The 17,541-nt window shown below is 73.1% G+C and carries 15 protein-coding genes; 6 read left to right on the top strand and 9 right to left on the bottom strand.

The features are described 5' to 3' along the window. Positions 1 to 180: 180 nt before the first annotated feature. From EV371_RS26895 to EV371_RS26875, 5 genes are all read left to right on the top strand, one after another. The gene (locus EV371_RS26895; RefSeq protein ID WP_130464522.1) at positions 181 to 1,560 is read left to right on the top strand and encodes an FAD-dependent monooxygenase family protein; all 1,380 of its coding nucleotides are present in this window, start codon (positions 181 to 183) and stop codon (positions 1,558 to 1,560) included. 105 nt (positions 1,561 to 1,665) lie between these two features. After that, on the top strand, positions 1,666 to 3,138 hold the full coding sequence (locus EV371_RS26890) for an MFS transporter (protein ID WP_130464521.1): 1,473 nt from the start codon (positions 1,666 to 1,668) through the stop codon (positions 3,136 to 3,138). A gap of 97 nt (positions 3,139 to 3,235) precedes the next feature. Then, on the top strand, positions 3,236 to 3,937 hold the full coding sequence (locus EV371_RS26885) for a DUF899 family protein (RefSeq protein ID WP_130464520.1): 702 nt from the start codon (positions 3,236 to 3,238) through the stop codon (positions 3,935 to 3,937). A 15-nt stretch (positions 3,938 to 3,952) separates the two neighbouring features. After that, entirely contained in the window at positions 3,953 to 5,320 is a 1,368-nt protein-coding gene (locus EV371_RS26880; protein WP_130464519.1) for an MFS transporter, read from the top strand. A gap of 109 nt (positions 5,321 to 5,429) precedes the next feature. Beyond that, positions 5,430 to 6,614 carry an acyl-CoA dehydrogenase family protein gene (locus EV371_RS26875; protein ID WP_130464518.1) on the top strand — a complete coding sequence of 395 codons (1,185 nt, stop codon included), beginning with the start codon at positions 5,430 to 5,432 and terminating at the stop codon, positions 6,612 to 6,614. 115 nt (positions 6,615 to 6,729) lie between these two features. Here EV371_RS26875 and EV371_RS26870 read toward each other — a convergent pair whose 3' ends face one another. The 7 genes from EV371_RS26870 to EV371_RS26840 all read right to left on the bottom strand — a co-directional run bounded on the left by EV371_RS26870 (position 6,730) and on the right by EV371_RS26840 (position 14,992). Next, positions 6,730 to 7,953 carry a glycosyltransferase gene (locus EV371_RS26870; RefSeq protein ID WP_130464517.1) on the bottom strand — a complete coding sequence of 408 codons (1,224 nt, stop codon included), beginning with the start codon at positions 7,951 to 7,953 and terminating at the stop codon, positions 6,730 to 6,732. A gap of 41 nt (positions 7,954 to 7,994) precedes the next feature. Next, the gene (locus EV371_RS26865; protein ID WP_130464516.1) at positions 7,995 to 8,969 is read right to left on the bottom strand and encodes a zinc-binding dehydrogenase; all 975 of its coding nucleotides are present in this window, start codon (positions 8,967 to 8,969) and stop codon (positions 7,995 to 7,997) included. A 120-nt stretch (positions 8,970 to 9,089) separates the two neighbouring features. Next, positions 9,090 to 9,485 carry a peptidase inhibitor family I36 protein gene (locus EV371_RS26860; RefSeq protein WP_165436840.1) on the bottom strand — a complete coding sequence of 132 codons (396 nt, stop codon included), beginning with the start codon at positions 9,483 to 9,485 and terminating at the stop codon, positions 9,090 to 9,092. A 129-nt stretch (positions 9,486 to 9,614) separates the two neighbouring features. Next, positions 9,615 to 10,871, bottom strand: a complete 1,257-nt coding sequence (locus EV371_RS26855) for a DUF2201 family putative metallopeptidase (protein ID WP_165436931.1) — start codon at positions 10,869 to 10,871, stop codon at positions 9,615 to 9,617. Between the two features lie 29 nt (positions 10,872 to 10,900). Next, a complete protein-coding gene (locus EV371_RS26850; protein WP_130464513.1) occupies positions 10,901 to 12,247 on the bottom strand; it encodes an AAA family ATPase in 1,347 nt (448 codons plus the stop codon). A gap of 90 nt (positions 12,248 to 12,337) precedes the next feature. Next, positions 12,338 to 13,789, bottom strand: coding sequence for a hypothetical protein (locus EV371_RS26845; RefSeq protein ID WP_130464512.1), 1,452 nt, complete (start codon positions 13,787 to 13,789; stop codon positions 12,338 to 12,340). An 81-nt stretch (positions 13,790 to 13,870) separates the two neighbouring features. Then, positions 13,871 to 14,992 carry an FAD-dependent monooxygenase gene (locus EV371_RS26840; RefSeq protein WP_130464511.1) on the bottom strand — a complete coding sequence of 374 codons (1,122 nt, stop codon included), beginning with the start codon at positions 14,990 to 14,992 and terminating at the stop codon, positions 13,871 to 13,873. 56 nt (positions 14,993 to 15,048) lie between these two features. Here EV371_RS26840 and EV371_RS26835 point away from each other — a divergent pair, with 56 nt between their 5' ends. Continuing rightward, a complete protein-coding gene (locus EV371_RS26835) occupies positions 15,049 to 15,639 on the top strand; it encodes a TetR family transcriptional regulator (protein ID WP_130464510.1) in 591 nt (196 codons plus the stop codon). Between the two features lie 16 nt (positions 15,640 to 15,655). Here the strand turns inward: EV371_RS26835 and EV371_RS26830 are convergent, their stop codons facing one another. Next, the gene (locus EV371_RS26830) at positions 15,656 to 16,243 is read right to left on the bottom strand and encodes an NUDIX domain-containing protein (RefSeq protein WP_130464509.1); all 588 of its coding nucleotides are present in this window, start codon (positions 16,241 to 16,243) and stop codon (positions 15,656 to 15,658) included. A 34-nt stretch (positions 16,244 to 16,277) separates the two neighbouring features. Further along, complete coding sequence (locus tag EV371_RS26825) at positions 16,278 to 17,495, bottom strand: PP2C family protein-serine/threonine phosphatase (RefSeq protein ID WP_349339713.1); 1,218 nt, start codon at positions 17,493 to 17,495, stop codon at positions 16,278 to 16,280. Positions 17,496 to 17,541: the final 46 nt, after the last annotated feature.

The following is a 17,541-nucleotide window of genomic DNA, read 5'->3' as shown; positions in this document are numbered from 1 at the left end:
CGGGAGGCTATCAGCTTCCGGCGGGGAGCCGTGGATTTCGCCGGCCTCGTCGACGGTGCCGAGCCGCTCCCCGGACGGACCCGGTGCCGCCGCAGCCGCGTGACAGCAACGGTGAAGATGCGCGACCTCCGGCCGCGGTGTGACAGTCGCCTGAACGGTGGCGGAGCCCGGGAGGTCCCCTTGAACGAGCATGTCGGTGACCGGGCGGTGGTACTGGGCGGTAGTGTGGCCGGCCTCTTCGCCGCCCGGGTACTCGCGGACTTCTACCGCGCCGTGACGGTGGTGGACCGGGACCCGCTGGTCGGCGCGACCGGGCCCCGCCGGGCCGTCCCACAGGGACACCACATCCACGGCCTGCTCGCCCGCGGCCAGCAGATCATCGAGGAGCTGTTCCCGGGCTTCACCAAGGAGATGGCCGCCGGTGGCGTGCCGACCCGGGACTTCGGTACCAGCCTGGGCTGGCACTTCGGCGGCCGGATGATCCGCAAGGTGGAGACCGACCTGGTGTGCATCTCGCCCGGTCGCTGGCTGCTGGAGGAGCGGATGCGCGCCCGGGTCGGCGAGCTGTCCAATGTCTCCTTTCTGGACCGGACGGACGTGGTCGGACTCGACGCGAGCCCTGACGGTGGCCGGATCACCGGTGTCTCGGTGCACCGGCGGGACGCCCAGGGTTTCGGCAGCCCACGGGCGCTGCCGGCGGACCTGGTCGTCGACGCCACCGGGCGCGGCTCGCGGACCCCCCGCTGGCTGACGGAGCTGGGCTGTCCGCGGGTCGTCGAGGAGGAGGTCAGGATGGACCTGACCTACACGACGTGCGACTTCCACGCGCCGCTGGACACGGATCCCATCGGCGACGACATCGCGATCATCTCGGTCGCCACCCCCGGCAACCCGCGCGGGGCGACCTTCGCCCGGCTGCCCGACCGCTACTCGGTCTCGCTCAACGGGATCCTCGGCGACCGGCCTCCCACCGACCCGGACGGCTTCCTGGAGTACGTCCGCTCGCTGCCGGTACCGCAGATCTTCGAGTCGGTCCGCCGGGCGGAGCCGTTGACGACTCCGGTCTCCTTCCGCTTTCCCAGCAGCATCCGCCGCCGGTACGAGCGGCTGGCGCGGTTGCCGGAGGGGCTGCTCGTGCTGGGTGACGCGGCGTGCGTGTTCAACCCGATCTACGCGCAGGGGATGACGGTGGCGGCGATCGGGGCGGTCGTGCTCCGCGACCACCTGGCGGGCGGCGCACGGGATGCGCGGCGGTACTTCCGCGACCTGGCCCGGGCGATCGACCCGCCCTGGGACATGTCGGCCGGCGGTGACCTCGGCTTTCCGGGGGTCGTCGGCCGCCGCACCGTGAAGGTACGGCTGGGAAACGCGTACCTGCCGAGGTTGCAGGCCGCGGCGACCGAGGACCCGGTCGTTGCCCGCGCCTTCATGCGGGTGGCCGGGCTCGTCGACCGGCCGGAGGCGCTGATGCGGCCGGCGATGGTCTCGCGGGTGTTGTTTCCGACCCTGACCGGCGGCCGTCGGGCGCGGGAGGTCGGGCGCCGGTCGAGCGGAGGTTGACCCGGCCGGACGGTCCGCCAGCACTGTCGCTGCGCCGACCGCCGTGCCGGACGTCGTCGTCTCGCGGCGGCGACGTCGCCATCGGGGTAACGAGGAGGAGCGGAGATGGAACCAGCCGGGGTAACCGCAACATCCGCCGGGCGCGACGAGCGCGATCCACGTCGTTGGACCGCGCTGGTCGTACTCTGCTGCGCCAGTTTCATGGTGATTCTCGACTCGCAGATCGTCATCGTCGGCATGCCGGCGATCCAGTCGGCGCTGGCCCTCGACGCCAGCGCGGCGCAGTGGATCCTGACCGCCAACCTGATCACCTTCGGCGGCCTGCTGCTGCTCGGCGGCCGGTCGGCGGACCTGCTGGGCCGGCGCAGGATCTTCATGGTGGGCCTGGTCGGGTTCCTGGTCACCTCGCTGCTCTCCGGTTTCGCCTGGAACGCCGAGGTCATGATCGCGGCTCGGGCCGTGCACGGCGTGTCGTCGGCGATGATGGTGCCGAGCGCGCTCTCCATCCTGATGAGCACCTTCGAGGAGGGGGCCGAGCGGAACAAGGCGATCGCCGCGTGGTCGGCCGTCGGCGGCATCGGCGCCACCGCCGCGATGCTGGTCGGTGGCTGGCTCACCAGCAACCTCGGCTGGGAGTCGGTGTTCCTGGTGAACGTCCCGGTGGTGCTGGTCCTGCTGCTGGTCAGTCCGCTGGTGCTGCGGGAGAGCCGGGACCACGGGCGGCGGCGGACGTTCGACCTGGCCGGTGCGTTGACCAGTACGGCGGCGCTGGTCGCGCTCGTGTACGCGATCTCCGAGGCGCCGGCGGCGGGCTGGTCGAGCGTGCGGACCACCGGCCTGCTCGCCCTGGTGGTCGTGCTCGGGGTGGTCTTCGTCGGGATCGAGGCCCGGTCCAGCGCGCCGCTGGTGCCGCTGCGTACGCTGCGGATGCGCAGCGTCGCGACGGGCAACCTCTTGATGGTCGTGGTCGCGATGCTGGTCTTCTCGCTCTCCTTCCTCTCCTCCCTCTACGGACAGCAGGTGCTCGGGTACTCGGCCATCGAGTACGGCTTCCTGGGCTCGATCATGCCGGTGATGGCTGTCGTCGGGGCGTACGTCGGGCAGGCGGTGGTCACCCGGCGCGGGTTCCGGCCGGCCGCCGTACCGGGTGTGGTGATGCTCGGCGTCGCCTGCACGATGTTGATCATGATCAGTGTCCGGGGCGACTATCTCGGCGACCTCTTCTTCCCCTTCGTGATCTTCGGCCTCGGTCTGGGCATCGCGCACACCACCGCCTCGATCGTCGCGCTCACCGGGGTCGCGGAGTCGGAGTCCGGCCTGGCGTCCGGGCTCGTGCACGCCGCCTTCCAGGTCGGCGGCGGGTTCGGCATCGCCATCGTGTCGACCGTGGCGGTCTCCTTCTCCACCGGGCCCGACCAGCCCAGCGCGCTCACCAACGGCTTCCGGGCCGGCTTCGTCGCCTGTGTGGCGTTCGCACTGGTCGCGCTCGCCTTCGCGGTCGCGCTGCCGGGCCGCCGCCGGGCCGTGGTCCCGGCCCCGGACGACCGGGTCCGGCCCGCACCGGTCGCCGGGCCGTAGGACTCTGACCGGAACCTGCGGCCGGGTGTCGTCCTCCGGCCCCTCGGCTCCGACCTACCTATGAGAGCCCCGTCGTGGCCGGAGAGGAGACAGCGAGATGAGTGACGTACAGGTGGTGTCGAGGCAGGACTGGCTGGTTGCCCGCAGGCAGCTGCTGGCCAGCGAGGAGGAGGCCGCCCGCCGGCTGGCGGAGGTGGGTGCGCAGCGGCGGGCGCTGCCGGCCGTGAAGCTGGAGCAGAGGTACGTCTTCGACGGCCCGGAGGGCAAGGTCGAGCTGCTCGACCTCTTCGCCGGGCGCCGCCAGTTGATCGTCTACCACTTCATGTTCGACCCGGCCTGGGAACACGGGTGCAAGTTCTGCTCGTACCTGGTCGACAACATCGGCCACCTGTCGCACCTGCACGCCCGGGACACCACGCTGGTGCTGGTGTCCCGGGCGCCGCTGGCGAAGATCGAGGCGTTCAAGGCCCGGATGGGCTGGAACCTGCCGTGGTACTCGTCCCACGGCAGCGACTTCAACTACGACTTCCACGTCACCCTGGACGAGACGGTGGCGCCGGTCGAATACAACTACCAGGACAGGGCCACGCTGGAGCGGACCGGGGGACAGACCAGCGGCGAGGCGGGCGGCGTCAGCGTCTTCGTCCGGGGCGACGGCGACGTCTACCACACCTACTCCACCTACGGGGAGGGCGCCGCGCTGCTGCACGGCATCGACAACTACCTGGAACTCACGCCGCAGGGTCGGCCGTTGATCCAGGACAAGGCCGGCTGGCTGCGTCACCACGACCGCTACTGAGGGCCGGGGCGACGCATGAGCGAGCACACTCTGGAGGCGGCGACGGCCGACGAACCGCCGCGGATCAGCGCCGCGGTGGCGACCAGGGCCCGCTGGGCCGTGACCGCCGTGTTCTTCGTCAACGGGCTGCTGATGACGAGCTACATCGCCCGGCTGCCGGGGCTGAAGTCCGAACACCGGCTCAGCGACGGCGAACTCGGTCTCATCCTGACGGTGTACGGCGTGGCCGCGGTCCTCACGATGCAGCTCGTCGGGGTCTTCGTGGCCCGGTTCGGCAGCGCCCGCGTCATCCGGTTGACCCTGGTCGGGCTCCCGGTGGCCCTGGTCGGCGTGGGCCTGGCCGGCGACGCCGTCCAGCTCGGCCTGGCGGTGCTGGTGCTGGGTACGGTGATCGGCGTACTGGACGTCTCCATGAACGCCCACGCCGTCGCGGTGGAACGGGTCCGGAGCCGCCCGATCATGAACGGCTGCCACGCGGCCTGGAGCGTCAGCGCGGCGACCGGCTCGCTGCTGGCGGCCGGGTTCACCCGGGCCGGCGTCTCGCCCACCGGGCACTTCCTGGCGGTCGGCGCGGTCTTCCTCGTCGTCGGCCTGCTGGTCACCGCGTGGCTGCTGCCGCCCTCGGCCGACCACGTTCCACGGTCTCCGGGCCGCCGGCGGGTTCGGCTCGGCTGGCGGGCCGGCTGGACCAGGACCCTGGTGCTGTTCGGCGCGATGGGCTTCGTCACGATGGTCTCCGAGGCCACCGTGATCAGCTGGAGCGGCGTCTTCCTGCACGACTACCACGACGCGACGCTCGCGCTGGCTCCGCTGGGCCTCACCGCGTTCACCGCGTGCCAGACGGCCGGCCGGCTCGTCGGCGACCGGCTGCACGTGCGGTACGGGGCGCCCGCGCTCTTCCGCGCCGGTGGCGTCCTGGCCGTCTGCGGCCTCGCGGTCGTCCTGCTGGTCCCGTCTCCGACGGCCGCCATCGCCGGGTTCGGAGTGCTCGGCCTCGGCGGGTCGGTGCTGCTGCCCCTGGTCTTCAGCGCGGTCGGGCACGCCGGGGGTGACGGGCCGGGGGCGGCGACGTTCCTGTCCCGCTTCACCACCTTCACCTACGCGGGCATCCTGATCGGGCCCGCGCTGGTCGGGTGGTCCGCCGAACTGGTCGGCCTCGGCTGGACCCTGGCCGGACTCCTGCCGCTGCTGGTCGGCGTGGTGCTCAACGCCCGGTTGATCGCCTTCGCCGACCGGCGACCTGGCAACCAGGGCGGTGACGGCCACGGGCACGGCCACGGCCACGGCGACGGGGACGGTGGCGGCCACGGGGACCGGGACGGTGGCGGCGACGGTGCCGATGTCGGTGGCGGTCGGGATCGGACGGCGCCGGCGACCGGCTGAGCCGGTCATTGCGCATTCGGGAAGGTGCGTGGTTGATGCCGAAATGTCACGGTCAGAGGTGGGGCGGCCGGGCGGCCGGTCCGCTTCTCGCGCAGGTCTGGAGGAGGTCATGGTGTTGAGAACCGAGGTTCCACCAAGGATGGAACTCGTCCGGCGGGCCGAGGAACTGGTGCCGCTGTTGCGGTCGCACGCAACCTGGACGGACGAGCACCGGCGGCTGCACGACGAGGTCGTCGAGGCGATGTCTGCCGCCGGGATCTTCCGGATGCGGGTACCGGCCCGCTACGGCGGGTACGAGAGCGACGCCGGCACCGTCAGCGAGGTGATCAGCCGGATCAGCGGGAGCGACGGCTCGGCCGGATGGAACACCGCCGTCTGGTCGATCAGCAACTGGATCGCCGGGCTCTTCCCGGACGAGGCCCAGGACGAGGTCTTCGCCGAGCCGGACGTGCGGGTGTGCGGAGTGCTCAGTCCGACCGCCGGCGCCGAGCCGACCAACGGCGGCTTCGTGGTCAACGGGCGGTGGCGGTTCATCAGCGGGGCGCTGCACAGCCAGTGGCAGGCGATCCTCGCCATGGGACCCGCGCCGGACGGCTCCCAGTGGCCGGTCATGGCACTGGTCCCGATCTCCGACCTGGAGATCGTCGACGACTGGCACACCGCCGGCCTGCGCGGCACGGGCAGCGTCAGTACGGTCGCCAAGCAGGTCTTCGTGCCACGACACCGGGTACTGCCGATGGTGGCGGTCCTCGCCGAGCAGTACGCCTCGAAGGCCAACGCCGGATCGCCGATGTTCCGCCAGCCGCTGGTCCCGACCGGGTGCGCCACCTTCGCCGCGGCCGCGGTCGGGCTGGCGAAGGCCGCGCTGGACGCGTTCCTCGACCGGCTCGGCGAACGGAAGATCACCTACACCGAGTACGCGAGCCAGCGCGAGGCGCCGATCACCCACTTCCAGGTCGCCGAGGCGGCCATGAAGACCGAGGAGGCCGAGTTCCACGGTCGGCGGCTGGTCGAGCTGCTCGACGGCAGGTACGCCACCGGCGAGGCGTGGCAGCTGGTCGACCGGGTCCGGGCCCGCGCCCACCTGGGCCGGGTCTTCCAGCTGACCAAGGAGGCGGTCGGTGTGCTGAAGACCGGCAGCGGCGGCACGTCCATCTACGACGACGTGCCGATCCAGCGCATCGACCGGGACATCCAGACGCTGAACATGCACGCGCTGATGCACCCGAACACCAACGCGGAGCTGTACGGCCGGATTCTCTGCGGGCTCGCCCCGAACACGATGTACCTCTGACCGCCCGGCACGTCACGACCGGGGGCCGGCGTCCACGCCAGCCCCCGGTCGTCGTCCGCGGTGCAGGTGAAGCGGCGTACCTCGCGGCTTCATGCGCCGCAGCGCGCCTCGCGGGTTAGGCGAAGCAGCGCACGTCGCGCCCGATGCGGTGTGCCTCGGCCAGGAGCCGGTCCTTCCACCGGTCCCAGAGGCCGGCGAGTCGGGACGTGAGGACCACGACGTCGACCGAGCCGTCGGCCAGCGGGGTACGCAGCCCGAGTGCGTGGTGGCCGACGTGCCGCCCGTCGCGTACGGCCCGGTCCACCAGCTCCCGGTCGAAGTCCAGCACCGTGGCCGGCCGCAGCGAGTCGGGGAGCTGCGCACCGCAGCCGACGACCGCCACCGTGCCGGTCGGGGAGCTGCCCCGCAACGCCTGTTCGATCTCGGCCGCGACCTCCAGGTCGCGCACCTTGCGGGTGTGCCGCAGCAGGTCGTTGTACTCGTCCTCCCAGGGCCAGAAGAGGTCGTCGTCGACGAGTGCCCAACCGATCTCGCTCACCGGTTCCGGATGGCGGGAGACGAAGCGGAGCATGTTCCGCTTGAACTCGTCTAGCTGCTCGCGCCGCTTGCGCTCCTGGAGCGACTCGATCACCCAGGCCGTACGGTCGAACCGGATCGGCAGGCCGCTGCGGTGCAGCAGGTAGCCGAGCTCCAGATCCTCCCCGGCCCAGCCGCGGTGACCCTCGTCGAAGCCGCCCACCGCCCAGAAGTCCTCGGTCCGCACCGAGCAGTTGATGGTCCAGAACACCTGCCAGGGGATGCCGCGGCGCTCCAGGTCGTCACCGCACTCCGCGAGCAGCTTCTCCCGGAGGTCGAGGAACTCCGGCACCTCGCCGTAGCGGCGTACCGCCTCCTCGGGCGTGTGCCGCCGGAGGATGTCCGGCACCTCCCACATCGGAGCCTCCGGGTTGTACCCGTAGGCGTACCCCAGCAGGGCGCAGCGCGGTCCGTCCCGGTGGGCGAGGAAGTGCCGCCGGACGAAGTCGGGCCCGGGCACCGCCCCGGTGTCCAGGAACACCAGGACCGGCGCGGAGGCCAGCCGCGCCCCCTCGTTGCGGGCCAGCGACACCCGGTTGCCCTCGTCGGGTTGGAAGTGGTACTTCAGGCGCAGCCGGTCCGCGAAGGACCGCGCCACCGACGCCGAGTCGTCCGACGATCCGTCGTCGGAGACCACGACCTCGAACTCCGGCGTACCCGGCCGCTGCCGGGTCAGCTGGTGCAGGCTGTCGTGCAGCTGCTCTCGCCGGTTGTAGGTGGGGATGACGACCGAGACCAGCGGCCCGGTACTGGGTGACGTCACGGCGGGATTCCCTCCGGTTAGGTTCCAGCGCGTCCGGACGGTCAGAACCTGAGCAGGACCTTGCCCAGGTACGCGCCGTCGAGCAGAGACTTGATGGCGGGGATCAACTGGTCGAGGCCGTCGACGAAGGTCTCGTGCAGCACCACCGCGCCGTCGCGGACCAGCGGGGGGAACTCGCGTTCGAACTCGGGCAGCAGGTCCAGGTGGTCGTTGGTGGTGAAGCCGATCAGGTTCAGCCGCTTGCCGATGACCATCTGCATGCCGCGGTGCGGGTGCGGCCGACCGGTGCGGTGCTCCTCGGAGCTTCCGCAGAGCAGGATCCGGCCGTGTGGACGCATGGCGTTGAAGGCGCTGTCGAGCTGCCAGCCGCCGACGTTGTCGTAGTACACGTCGACGCCGCCGAGATCCGCCGGCCACCCGTCGTGGTAGTCGAACGCCTCGTCGTAGCCGAGCTTCTCGGTGACGAACCGCACCTTCTCGGCCGAGCCGACGCTGCCGACGACCCGGGCGGCTCCGCGCAGCCGCGCCAGTTGACCCACCACGCTGCCGACCGCGCCGGCCGCGCTGGAGACCACGACGGTGTCACCCCGGTCGATGCCGATCCGGTGCACGCCGCAGTAGGCCACGATCGCCGAGCTGAGATGGTGCGAGATCGACGGGTAGCGGGTGGTGTCGAGCACCGTGAACTCCTTGACGTCACCGACCGCGTACTCCCGCCACGCCATGTGGTGCAGTACGACGTCGCCGACCTGCAGCTCCGGTGCGGCCGACTCGACCACCTCGCCGATGGCGTGCCCCCACATCGGACCGCCGAGCGGGAAATGGGGGACGTGCAGGGCGCTCAGATCACGCATTCGTTGCAGCAGCCCGGGGTCGATCGCCATGTACATGTTCCGGACCACGGCCTGACCCGGTTCCGGTGCCGGCACCGGAACCTCGACCATGGCCACCTCACCGGGCACCGGCAGGTCGTCGGGGGGACGGGCGATCAGATGGATCTCACGACTGGTGGTCATGGCCGGCTCTTCTCTCGGAAGAAAGGCGTCGCCGCACACCGCGGCGGCGCGGCGACGCGAACAGGCACGGAAACGAGAATATCGACGCGACGCCGCGGTCGGTCGCGTCCGGCGCAGCCGTCAGGAGGCCTGGTACGGAACCCAGACACTCTCCGGACTGAAGCTGCCGAGGCTGGACAGGCTCGAATTCGCCGGCACCAGGTACGGGCCGCCGACGCAGTCGTCGTTCGTGAACATGGCCGCACTGGTGCCGTGGGTGTTGATCGCGGAGTGGGCCCGGTCACCCCAGCCGTGATCGACCAGGCTGACACAGATACCACCCGGGTTGAGCGACGTCGCGGTGAACCGCTCGCCGGTGAAGTTCGAGCCCTCGTAGAGACAGAGCGAGCCGGACGGACAGGGATCCGCGCCGTCGACGGGTGCGGGGCCGGCCGTCGCGGCCGTCGCCGTGGCGATCACGGTCATCACCGAGACACCCGTGACCAGCAGTGCCGAGCGCAAGCCTCTGGTCGACACAGTTACCTCCTTCGCTATCGCCATCCACTGGTACCCCAGAATCCTGGTGCCGGGCGGAGCAGCGAGGCATCTCCTGGTGTGCGGTTGCGCAGCGACGGTCGGCATGCCGGGCGCCGGCAGGGTACCGAGCTAACCGATCTCGACCACCCGAGCCCAGTCCGGCGGCGCGTCCGGTACGTAGTCGGGGTTGTTCTCGCGCCGGGCCCGGGCCGCCGCCGGCCGGGGAAACAGCCCCACCACCGTCCGGCACCCCGGCCGGGTACTCGGCCACGGGGTCTGGCCGTCGGTGAGTACCACCACGACGTCCGGGGCGGGACGGGTCCGCAGCGCCGCCGCGAAGCCGGTACGCAGATCAGTGCCGCCGCCGCCGAGCAGCGCGATCCCCTCGGCCCGGCACAGCCGGTGCACGGTCCGGGCCGCCGCGTCGCAGGACAAGACGCTGACCAGGTCACGCCGGCCGCCCAGCGCGCGCCCGATCGCGGCGACCTCCAGCAGCGCACTGCCCAGTTCGGCGTCGCTCACCGAGCCGGAGGTGTCGATCACCACGCTGACCCGGGGCGGTCTGCGGCGCAGGCTGGGCAGGATCACCCCGGGCAGGCTGGCGGAGCGGCGGGCGGGGCGGCCGTACGTGTAGTCGTCGCCCGCGCCGGAGCTGCTGGCCGCCGACCGGATGGCCGCGCCGAGCAGGTCCCGCCACGGCTGCGGCGGATGGAACGCCCGCTCCGCCCACCGCTGCCACCCGCGCGGGGCGGTACCCGGCCGGCCGGTGATGCCCTGTGCCACCCGGAACCGCACGGCGTCCCGTTCCTGGGCGGTGAGCCCGTGCGCGCCCTCGGCGCCGAGATCCCACTCCCGGTCCAGGCCGTCGGCACCACTGCCACAGTCCAACCAGACGAAGTCCTGGGTGTGCGGCCCGAGCCGGAACTGCCGCAGGTAGTCCTCCATCAGCTCGCCGGGTGGCAGGCCCAGCAGCTCCGGGGTGACCGCGCCGTCGGGATGGGGCAACCCGTCCCCGTACACGTCGTCGTTGATCTCGCAGTCCGCGGCGATGTTCATCCGCAGCCGTTCGCCCGGTCCGACCAGCCCGCGCCGCAGGGCGACCCGGTCGCCCCGGCCGTGATGGTCGCGGAGCAGGTGCGAGACCTCGTGCACCCAGACCCCGGCCAGTTGCTCCACCGGGGTGCGGTCCACGAACGCGGGCGAGACGTAACACCGCCAGTGCCGGTCCACGGCCATCGTCGGCACCTGCCGGGACTCCACCACGTGCAGCGCGAAGAGCGCGGTCGCCAGATAGGGCCGGACCCGGGCCGCGTGCAGCCGCGCGGTGAAGAGCTTCGCGGTGTCGAGGGCACCGGTCGGGGTGGCCTGGCCGGAGACCGGGGTCATCGGCCCGGCCGGCAGCGGACTCGGGTGGGTCATCGGCCGGCCCCGGCGGTGGCGGCGACCCGGGTCGCGACCTGGTCCGCCCGGCGGGTCAGCGAGACCACACCGGCGAGCCGGTCGATCGACTCCGGCAGGTCCCAGTCGGGCTGGCGGAGCGCGGCGAGCGTGCTCGCGGGTACCACCACCAGGTCCGGGGCGCCGGTCTCCAGCGCCCGGACCAGCAGTTGCCAGGCCGCCTCCCAGCGGGCCCGGTCGAGCCGCTTCCGGACCGCCTCGACCACCCCGTCGAGTACGGCCTGCCGCAGGTCACCCCGCTCGGGCAGGTCCGCCCGGACCGGGTCGGCCAGCAGCAGTTCGGGATCCGGCAGGTCCAGCCGGTCCAGGCTGGCCAGCAGCTCCAGCCCTGGACCGTCGCCGACCGCGCCCCTGACCAGCATGGACAGCACCTCCCGGGCGGACTCGGCCGCGGTGGCGAAGGCGATCAGCCGCAGGGTCATGTCCCAGCTGCGCGGCGACGGCCACGGGCCGCCCCGGCGGGCCTCGTTGTCCGGCAGCCGGTGCACGAGCCCGGGACGGGCGGTCAGGAACGCGCACACCGCGCGTCGGGCGAACGCCACCGCCTCGGGCAGCCGCTCCGGGGCGAGCCGGGGCAGTGTGGCGGTGGGCCAGGTCCCGCCCAGTCCCCGGATTACGACCTGGTGGTCGTGCGTCCACTGGAGATGCACGAAGCGGTTGGCCAGGGGCGGGCTGAGCTCCCAACCGTCGGCGGCCGAAGCGCGCGGGTTGGCGGCGGCGACGATCCGGATTCCGGCGGGCAGCCGCAGCGCCCCGATCCGCCGCTCCAGCACCACCCGGAGCAGCGCCGCCTGTACGGCCGGCGGGGCGGTGGAGAGTTCGTCCAGGAAGAGCAGCCCTCGGCCGGCCCGCACCAGGCGTACGGCCCAGTCCGGCGGGGCCATCGGCACGCCCTGTACCGCCGGGTCGTCGCCGACCACGGGCAGGCCGGCGAAGTCGGACGGTTCGTGCACGCTGGCGATCACCGTGGTCAGTGGCAGGTCGAGGGCGGCGGCGAGCTGGTTCAGTACGGCGGTCTTGCCGATTCCCGGCTCTCCCCAGAGCAGTACCGGCAGGTCGGCGGCGACGGCCAGGGTCAGCGCCTCCAACTGCGGGTCGGGTCGCGGCTCGGTGGCGGTGTCGCCCAGCAGGGCGAGCAGCTCGGCGGCGACGTCGAGCTGCCCCGCCCCGGCCAGCGCGGCCTGAGTGCCCGGGGCGGTGGCCGGGGTGCCCGGGGCGGCGGCCGGCGCCGGTGTGCGGGATGGGGGCGCGAGGCGGGCGGGGGAGGCGACGGAGCAGGGCGCGGACGGTACGGAGCTACGCATGTGAGATCACCTTGGAATCGGGTCGGGACCGGGCGGGACCGGTCGCATCTGTGCCAGGGAAGGGCAGGGGAGCGGGAAGGCGGCGCGGGGTCAGCGGGCGCTGGCGTGCCGTGGACGTGCCCGGGAGGGACGCGCGGCGCGGGCGGTCTGCCGGGACAGGTCCCGGAGGCGTCCGGCGAGCCCGCTGGCCGGATGCGGTGCGGACTCGCCGAGCCCGGCCCGGTACAGCCGGTGCGAGACCCGGCGGCGTGCCGCCGTCTCCAGCTCGTCCCGCAGCGCGCCGGCGCCGAGCAGCGCGGCCGGGCCGAGCAGCCGCTCGACGGCCGTCACCGCGCCGTCGGTGTCGCCGTGCTCCAGGCGGGCCCGGATGTCGTCGAGGTTCGCCGGCTGACGGTGTGCGCGCTCGATCTCCCACAGACAGGGCAGCGGGGTGCCGGTCAGCGCGGACAGTAACCGCTCGCGGCGGATCTCGGCGGGATCGTGGTCCAGCGCCACGAGTACCCCGTCCAGCAGGCCGATCCGGTGCCGGGCGCCACGGCACTCGACGTACCGGGTGGTGGACCCGTCGCCGGGGGTCGGTCGCGGCTCGGCGGCCGACCGGTCGGGTACGAGCGCCGGGGCGACCAGCGGGTGCAGCCGGTCGGGCTCGATCAGCCCCGCCCGGAGCAGCGCCAGGTCGGGCAGTACCCAGGTGGCCGCGTCGGGCAGCACCGGTAGCCCGGACGTCTGGCGCGACGCCGGTACCGCCCGGCTCCGCCACCCGGCGGGACCGCCACCCGGCTCCGGCACCAGGTCGAGCAGCAGCCGGTGCCGGGAGCCGAGCCGGACGACGACGGTGGTGCGGCTGCCGTTGTCCGCGTCGAGCAGCAGCCGCGCCTCGGCGGCCCAGCGCGTCACGGCACAGTCGAAGCCGTGCGGCAGATGCCGCCGCGCCTCGTGCCGGCCGGCAAGTCGCCGGTCCGCCGGGTCGGGTTGCCGGTCCGCCGGGTCGGGTTGCCGGTCCGCACCCGCCCGGACCCGCAGCTCCCCGGTTCGGCGTACGTCCCAGAGATGACGGTGCAGGTCGAGCCGGAACCGGCGGTCCGGGCGGGGGTGCGGATGCGGGCCGGAGCGTCCGGCCGGGCGCGTCGGGTCCCACAGGCCCAGGCTGATCCGCTGCCCGGCGTCCGCCCAGGCCGGCGGGGTCCGGACCACCAGGTGCGGGGTGCCGGCGTCCGTGTCGCCGTACCGGGCCAGTGCGATGGTCAGGCCCGGTCGCAGCAACCCGTCCGGAGCCACCCGGGGCAGGTGCCAGCGCAGCAGGTCAGGAGCGAGATGGTAGAGGTCGGACCGGAGCCGGGCGGCCAGCTCCCGGCCGTAGGTGCGGGCCACGGCGCGCGGTCGCAGATCGACGTCCACGCGGGCGGCGGCACAGGCTCCGGCCCAGTCGCCGAGAGCACGGCGGGCGGTCGCCAATTCGATCATTTGCGGCGGTACGGCGAACTCGCGCACCCACCGCCAGAGGGCTAGCCGGGAGTCCCTGTCCACAGTCGATGGATGCATCAGCACTCACCTTGGGTGGACTGGACCCCCAATCTGCGCATAGAGGTGTTCATCGCCGAGCAGGATACCCCATCCCGTCCGTCAGGGGCGGTCGTCGTTGAGGACGCTGCTGCATTGGCGGATCGTCGCCAGGTGCAGCCGGCCGGTCAGGGCGGGGGTGAGGAGCCGGCCGGCGAGCCGGGTCAGTGGCCCGGGCGGCAGGTTGGTGACCTCGCTCGCCGCCAGCCGGGAGATCCGGCGCACCCGGCGGCTGCGGATCCGCTCGTACCGGCGCAGTGCGGTGGCCGGATCGCCGGGCGTACCCAGCGCGCGGCGGAGCAGCCAGGCGTCCTCCAGCGCCTGGTTGGCCCCCTGCGCCTGGGACGGCGGGAAGGCGTGCGCCGCGTCGCCGAGCAGGGTCGCCGGGCCGCTGCCCCAGCGGGCCGGCACCCGGTGCAGCACGTGCGGGTACGGCTGCACGTCCGACTCGTCGAGCCCGGCCAGCAACTCGCCGACCGGCTCGGCGTACGAGGCGAACCGGGTTCGCAGCCACGCCAGGACGGCACCGTCGTCCGGTGGGGAGGCCGGCACGTCGAACCACCACTGGAGCAGGCCGGCACCGGCCGGCATCAGCCCGCACAGTCCGGCGGGACCGACCAGGCAACGGGCGTGCACGTCACCGGCCAACTCGGGCAGTGACCTGGTCAGCCCCTGCCAGCTCACCCAGCCGTTCCGGATCGCCGGGGCCCCGTCCAGCACGGTACGGCGTACCACCGACCGGTAGCCGTCGGCGCCGACCAGTACGTCCGCGGACTCCCCGGCGACGGTCACGCCCTCCGGTCCGACCCGTGGGTCGGACACCGCGCAGCCGTACCGGACGGTCTGTGCCGGCAGCGCCCCGGCGAACCGTTCGAGGATCGCGGCGCGCGGCACGGTCGCCACCCCGAAGCCGGTGTGCCGGCGCGCCACCCGCAGGTCCGCGCGGGCGAAGGGTCGCCCGTCCTGGGTGCGGAACTCCAGCGTCTCGACGTCGCCGCCGAGCCCGTCCAGGGGTACGCCCAGGCCGGCGGCGGCCGCCGCGCCGTTGCCGAAGATGGTCACCGCCGCACCGTCGGTGCGCGGTCCCGGTGCCCGTTCGAGCACCCGGACCCGGTGCCCGTCCGCCACCAGGCCGTTCGCCAGGGCCAGTCCGCCGATGCCGGCGCCGATGATGACCACGTCCATGCCGCACCCCGTTCACTACGATCGTTGTACTACGAATATTGGCATAGCATCGGGACATGCCACCACCCAACCGTCGGCGCCGGGCCGAACTCGCCGACGCCGCCATCGCACTGCTCGCCGAGACCGGGGTGCACGGAGTCACCCACCGTGCGGTCGAGAAGCGGGCCGGCCTGCCCACCGGCACGGCCTCCAACTACTTCCGCAGCCGGGAGGCGCTGCTGGTCGCGGCGGCGGAACGGGTCGGCGAGCTGCACTACGCCGACATGGACGCGGCCGGCTCGGCGGAGCGGCCGCGCGCGGCGGGCACCCGCGAGCGCGCGGCGAACCTGATCGCCGGATCGCTGCTCACCGCGGCCACCGTGTACCGGGACCGCTACCTGGCGATCTTCGAACTCCGGCTGGAGAGCCTGCGTCGGCCGGTCCTCGCCGACGCCCTGCGCGGGCTGCTCCAGCGCTCGGTGGCATTCACCACCGGACACCACGCCGACCTCGACCTGGCGATTCCGCCGCAGGCCGTGCCGACACTCGTCGCGCTCTACGGTGGTGCGCTCTTCACCCTGGTCAGCAGCGCGCCGGACGAGGTCACCCCGGAGCTGACCCGGGAGTTGGCCGGCGCGATCGTCCGGGCCGCGCTGGGCGACGACTGAGCCGGCCGACCGACGGTCAGCCGGCGTGCGGGGTGCTGCCCGGCTCGGTCGGTCCGGGCGACCGGGGCGGGGTACGGCCCGGCCCGGCGGATCCGGACGCCCGGTTGACGGCGAGGAACTCTGCCACTACCCGGGTGTGGGTGGCGAAGGCCAGTTCCGCCGGCTCGGTGAGCACCAGCCACTCGGTGGCCTCCGCGGTGGGCGCCGAGGCGGGCAGCGAGTCGGCCGCCCGCAGCGGCAGTACGCCGAGGATCAGGATGGTGCCAGCGGCCGGCACGCTGTGCACCGCGTAGAGCCGGACGGTCCCGGCCTCGGCGACCAGTCCGGTCTCCTCGCGGAGTTCTCGGACCAGCGCGTCGCGCCAGTCCTCGTCGTACTCGATGAACCCGCCCGGGAGCGCGAGCAGCCCCCGGCCCGGCTCGATGTCGCGGCGCTGCACCACCACGCCGATGCCGTCGGCGGTGCGCACCGGCTGGATCGCCAGCGCCACCGGTGACGGGTTGCGCCAGGTGGTCTGCCCGCAGTGGGCGCAGACCCGGGGCCAGCCGGGTGCCGAATAGGAGGTGCCGCAGTACGAGCAGTGCGAGTGCGGGCCACCGGTCACGGCGAGGAGGCTACCGGCGCCGCGGTCGGCGCGGCTACCTGCTGGCCGGTTGGCGGCGTAGCGCCAGCAACGCCACGTCGTCGAGGGGCTGTTCGACGCAGAGTGCGGCCATCACGCTGGCGCAGACCGTCTCGGCCGGCCCGGTCCGGACGGCTGACCGCAGCCGTTCCAGCCCGACGTCGATGAGCTCGTCCCGACGTTCGATGAGTCCGTCGGTGTAGCAGACCAGCAGGGCGCCCGGGGGGAAGTCGACGACGGTGCTGCGGCGGGGTTTCGGACGCCCGGTGCCGAGCGGCAGGTCGATGGGGAGCGACATGGCGCCGACCCGCCGGCGGGGCTGGGCCATCATCGGTGGCAGGTGCCCGGCGAGCGAGATGCGCAGTTGGGTCCGGTCCGGGCTGACCAGCGCGTAGAGCACGGTGGCGAGCTTGCCCGCCTCGAAGTGCTGGATCTTGCGGTCGAGCCGGGACAGCGCGTCGGCGGGGTCGTCGCACTCCAGGGCGTAGGCCCGCAGCGCGCTGCGGAGCCGTCCCATCACCACCGCCGCCGGCAGGCCGTGCCCGGAGACGTCGCCGACCACGATGCCGAGCCAGCCGGAGGGGAGGGAGAAGACGTCGTACCAGTCGCCGCCGACCCCGGTGTGGTGGCCCGGGACGTACCGGGCGGCCATGTCGACGCCGGCCGCCTCCGGTAGCCGGGCCGGCAGCAGGCTGCGTTGCAGGGCAAGCGCGGCGGTCCGGTCGATGTTGCCCAGCCGGGCCTGGCTGGCCAGGCTCGCGCGGTCGGCGACGAGTTGCAGCAGCTGGATGTCGTCGGCACCGAACCGTCGCGGGGTGAGGGTGCCGACGTGCAGGACGCCGACCAGGTCGGAGCCGGCGAACATGGGTACCCCGAGCATCGACCGGACGCCCTTGTCATGCAGGACGGGACTGACCACCTCGGCCGGGGTGACCCGTTCGAGCGCCACCGGCCGTTTGTCCCGGGCGATCCGGCCGGCGAAGCCTCGCCCGACGCCGATCCGGAAACCCTGCCGTACCTCCTCCTCCAGCCCTTTCGTGGCGGTGGACACCAGTTGCTGGGCATGTTTGTCGAGCAGCAGGATCGCGGCCGTGTCGACCCCGAGCAGCCCGCAGACCCGGGCGAGTAGTTCGTCGAGGAGATCCTCCACGTCGAGCCGGGACAGCGCGGAGTCGGTCACCGCCTCGATCCGGCGCAGCCGTTCGTCGGCTCCGGAGTCGTCCGCCTCGATCACGCGGGAAAGCCTAGCCCGTGCCGGGTCCGGCGGGCCCTGCTCGGTC

This window comes from Plantactinospora sp. CNZ321 (assembly GCF_004217235.1).
This window is presented reverse-complemented; position numbering and strand designations above follow the sequence as displayed.

Coding starts and splice junctions, on each gene's coding strand:
- EV371_RS26890 (WP_130464521.1), top strand. CDS start 1,666: ATGGAACCAGCCGGGGTAACCGCAACATCCGCCGGGCGCGACGAGCGC.
- EV371_RS26885 (WP_130464520.1), top strand. CDS start 3,236: ATGAGTGACGTACAGGTGGTGTCGAGGCAGGACTGGCTGGTTGCCCGC.
- EV371_RS26880 (WP_130464519.1), top strand. CDS start 3,953: ATGAGCGAGCACACTCTGGAGGCGGCGACGGCCGACGAACCGCCGCGG.
- EV371_RS26875 (WP_130464518.1), top strand. CDS start 5,430: ATGGTGTTGAGAACCGAGGTTCCACCAAGGATGGAACTCGTCCGGCGG.
- EV371_RS26865 (WP_130464516.1), bottom strand. CDS start 8,969: ATGACCACCAGTCGTGAGATCCATCTGATCGCCCGTCCCCCCGACGAC.
- EV371_RS26855 (WP_165436931.1), bottom strand. CDS start 10,871: ATGACCCCGGTCTCCGGCCAGGCCACCCCGACCGGTGCCCTCGACACC.
- EV371_RS26850 (WP_130464513.1), bottom strand. CDS start 12,247: ATGCGTAGCTCCGTACCGTCCGCGCCCTGCTCCGTCGCCTCCCCCGCC.
- EV371_RS26845 (WP_130464512.1), bottom strand. CDS start 13,789: ATGCATCCATCGACTGTGGACAGGGACTCCCGGCTAGCCCTCTGGCGG.
- EV371_RS26840 (WP_130464511.1), bottom strand. CDS start 14,992: ATGGACGTGGTCATCATCGGCGCCGGCATCGGCGGACTGGCCCTGGCG.
- EV371_RS26835 (WP_130464510.1), top strand. CDS start 15,049: ATGCCACCACCCAACCGTCGGCGCCGGGCCGAACTCGCCGACGCCGCC.